Annotated in this window: 5 protein-coding genes; 4 read left to right on the top strand and 1 reads right to left on the bottom strand. The window is 67.2% G+C overall.

Features of this window, described 5'->3' with window-relative positions:
• The first annotated feature begins 101 nt into the window (after positions 1-101).
• The 4 genes from WBP48_RS05335 to WBP48_RS05350 are packed head-to-tail and all read left to right on the top strand — an operon-like array spanning position 102 to position 1,702.
• Positions 102-542 (top strand): hypothetical protein, encoded by a 441-nt coding sequence (locus tag WBP48_RS05335; protein ID WP_424437174.1) that lies wholly within the window; start codon positions 102-104, stop codon positions 540-542.
• Complete coding sequence (locus WBP48_RS05340; protein WP_424437177.1) at positions 535-1,308, top strand: PDDEXK nuclease domain-containing protein; 774 nt, start codon at positions 535-537, stop codon at positions 1,306-1,308. The genes WBP48_RS05335 and WBP48_RS05340 overlap by 8 nt, the downstream gene beginning before the upstream one ends.
• Positions 1,301-1,528 (top strand): hypothetical protein, encoded by a 228-nt coding sequence (locus tag WBP48_RS05345; protein ID WP_424437180.1) that lies wholly within the window; start codon positions 1,301-1,303, stop codon positions 1,526-1,528. Before WBP48_RS05340 ends, WBP48_RS05345 begins: the two co-directional genes overlap by 8 nt.
• A gap of 33 nt (positions 1,529-1,561) precedes the next feature.
• On the top strand, positions 1,562-1,702 hold the full coding sequence (locus tag WBP48_RS05350) for a hypothetical protein (RefSeq protein WP_424437182.1): 141 nt from the start codon (positions 1,562-1,564) through the stop codon (positions 1,700-1,702).
• 216 nt (positions 1,703-1,918) lie between these two features.
• Here the strand turns inward: WBP48_RS05350 and WBP48_RS05355 are convergent.
• A partial coding sequence (locus WBP48_RS05355) for an FtsX-like permease family protein (protein WP_424437185.1) occupies positions 1,919-3,162 on the bottom strand: 1,244 nt, incomplete at its 5' end.

Below are 3,162 nucleotides of genomic sequence, written 5' to 3' on the forward strand. Positions count from 1 at the left end.
GGCTCAGGCTCGCGGCATCCCGTCGTGTCGGCGCTCTTGGATAAGCTCCAGGATGTGGCCTGCGCACGAGAGCGGGCAGCGAGATCGATGGGAAGTCAGGGTTGGACGCGTTCGGGATTCATCGCGATCTTGTTGCTGACTACCAGCGATACACCGAGGGTTTCGTCGACCCGTCCGATGCCCGGATCCGTGAGCGCCTGCAGCAGCAGAGCGCCGCAGGTCGCCAGTGGCCCCACCCGTGGCTCAGTCAGCCCGCATCATTCGATCCCGCTCGCCGCGAGGTCATCCGCGCCGAGCTCGACGCGGCGTTCTTCCACCTGTACGGGATCGAGCGGGACGACGTCGACTACATCATGGAGACGTTCCCGATCGTCAAATGCAAGGACGAGGCAGCGCACGGCGAGTACTGCACGAAGCGGTTGATCCTGGAGAACTACGACCAGTTGCAGCGCTGCATCGACACCGGCACGGCCTTCGTCTCGACGCTGACGCCGCCGCCCGGCGCGGGGCCGCGGCATCCCGAACGGAGCACCGATGTCTGACATGGCGGGCGCCGAGGTCGCACGAAACCTGGGGCAGCTCGTCGAGCGGGTCTCGCTGCTGATCGAGCAAACTCGCGCCACCGTCGCGACCCAGGCCAACGCCGCGCTGACGCTGATGAATTGGCACATCGGTCGCATGATCGACGTCGAGGTGCTCAATGGGGGTCGCGCCGACTACGACCGCGAGATTGTGGCCACACTGTCGCCAGAATTGGGGTGGAGCCACTTCAAGGTGCTCCTTCCTGTGCGGACCGCTGAGGCTCGCGCGTTCTACATCGAGCAGGCAACAACCGCCCGGCTCAGCGTGCGGGCGCTGCGCGAACTCATCGGCCGGCAGGGCTTCGAACGCAAGGAGATCGCCAACGCGCAGACACCCGGCGGCACGGTCGTGCCGCTCGACAACTTCCGCGACCCGTACTTCCTCGACTTCCTCGGCCTCAGAGACGCGTATGCGGAACGCGATCTCGAGGACGCGATCATCCACGAGATGGCGGACTTCCTGCTCGAGGTAGGCAACGGATGGACCTTCGTCGCCCGCCAGAAGCGGATGACGATCGACAACGACGACTTCTTCCTCGATTACTCCGAGCCTCAGGTTATTCCGATCGTCGTGCGAGGCCGGTCGTGGCGTTGTGCGTTGCTTCGGCGGATCGGGATAACACGATGGCCGCACGAGCGCAGTGGTAGCCGTACCGGCTCGCCGCAGAGTCCCTGTGATCGGTCTGCCGGATGTCGGCGGGCGCCGGTACGATGGGCGCATGGTTGATCGAGCGCTTCTGGAGCAGGTGATGCGGCTCGACGAGGGGACTCGTTTGGAGCTTCGCGACGCCATCGAGGCGTCGGTCGTGGACGAGCACCTCACCCCGGATCTTGCCCGACTGCTCATCGAGCGTGTCGCCGAGGATGACGCCACGAACTGGGATGAGTACGTCACGCTCGAAGACGACGAGCGCGACGTTCGCGCGCGTCGTCGCCGGATCGCGTGAGCTACCGGGTCCGTCTCAGTCCGAACGCACGCCGTGACCGTCACGACCTGCGCGGCCATCCTCCCGTTCCTCAACCTCTTCATTCCCGTCTTCGCCTGGCTTGCGGCTTCGGTCAACCTGTTGGGCCTCTTCGGTGAACGTGTCACGCCAGAAGAAGTAGCCGAACAGCTCTGAGAATACGACGTCTGCGCCTCGACCTCCGTCGTGGGAACAGCGCTCGTGTGCGTGTGGATCGCCGTGCTCCATCGTCGCCACGTGCGCTTGACCAACCTCTACGTCGCGCTGGGTATCAGTGCCGCTCTCTCAGTCATGTGGGTGGTGGACTTCTTCAAGAGTCTCGGCTTCGCGACGAGCGGGCAGCGCGGGAAGACGTCATCGGACAGACCATGCTCAGTCGGTGGCGATCGAGCGGAGGACCGGCAGCCGCGCGGCGCGCACGGCCGGCCACACCGCCGCGACCAGCCCGACCAGCAGCGAGAGAGCGAGCATCCACAGCAACTGCTCCCACGGCACCGCGAGCCGGTCGAAGCCCCGCGACGCGAGCACCGCGGGTAGCATCGAGGACAGCAACGTGCCAAGCCCGAGGCCGACGGCACCGCCGAACAGCGCGATGTGGGTCGACTCGAGCAGGATCATCCCCGCCAACTGCATACGGCCGAGGCCGATCGCCCGCAGCAGCCCGATCTCGCGGGTGCGCTCGATGACGGCGAGGGCCAACGTGTTGACGATCCCGAGCACCGCGATCACGATCGAGATCGCCAGCAGCGCATACAACAGCAGCAGCACCTGCTGCACCTGCGCCGACAGCGACCCGACCATGTCGTCCCTGTCCATCACGTTCAGCACGTAGTACGGCGCGACCACGTCCTTCGCGGCGGCCCGCAGCGCCCCGGCATCCGTTCCCGGGGATGCCGTGAGCATCAGCATGTCGGTCACACGCGCGCCGGGGGGCACGAGCGTCTCGAAGTCGGCCTGCGAAAGCACCACGGGCGCCCCGATGAAGCTATCGCGGCTCATGACCGCCGTCACCGTCAGCGTGACCGGGGTCCCGGTACCGGCCGCGACCGGGCCGACGGCGGTGATCGCGTCGCCCACGGCGAGCGCGTGGTCGTCGGCGTAGCCTTCTGCCACGATCACCTCGCCGGCATCCAGGCGATCGTCCGGACCCGACGCCATCGGAAGTGCGAGCGAGTGCGAGATCAGCCCGGGACTGAACCCGACGACGGGGATCGTGTCTCCGGCGATGGTGGCCATCGAGAAGAAGAGCGTGTCGACTCGACCGGTCTCGGGCAGGCGACTGATCGCCGTCACCGCTTCGGGCGGAATGCCGAGCGTCTCGTCCTGGGCGTTCTGGATCATGACATCGGCCCGCGCCTGCGTCGTCACGATCGCCGACATCGAACTCTGCACCGACGCCGCGAGCACGGCGCAGCCGGCCACGAGCGCCATCCCGATCATGAGGGCACCCGCCGTGCTCGCCGCCCGCCGAGGGCTGCGGCGCACGTTGCCGACGGCGAGTTCGCCCAGCGGGCGACTCAGCGCCGCGAACGGCCTGCCGACCAGACCGACCGTGACCGGAAGCAGCCACGGCGACACCAGGAGGGCGCCCAGGAGAGAGGCGGCCGCACCGATCC

Origin of the sequence: Microbacterium sp., assembly GCF_049661145.1 — a bacterium.
Classification (GTDB): Bacteria; Actinomycetota; Actinomycetes; order Actinomycetales; family Microbacteriaceae; genus Microbacterium.

Bases quoted from the DNA above. Each gene is read 5' to 3' on its own strand.
- WBP48_RS05345 (WP_424437180.1), top strand. From the start codon at position 1,301: ATGGTTGATCGAGCGCTTCTGGAGCAGGTGATGCGGCTCGACGAGGGG.
- WBP48_RS05340 (WP_424437177.1), top strand. From the start codon at position 535: ATGTCTGACATGGCGGGCGCCGAGGTCGCACGAAACCTGGGGCAGCTC.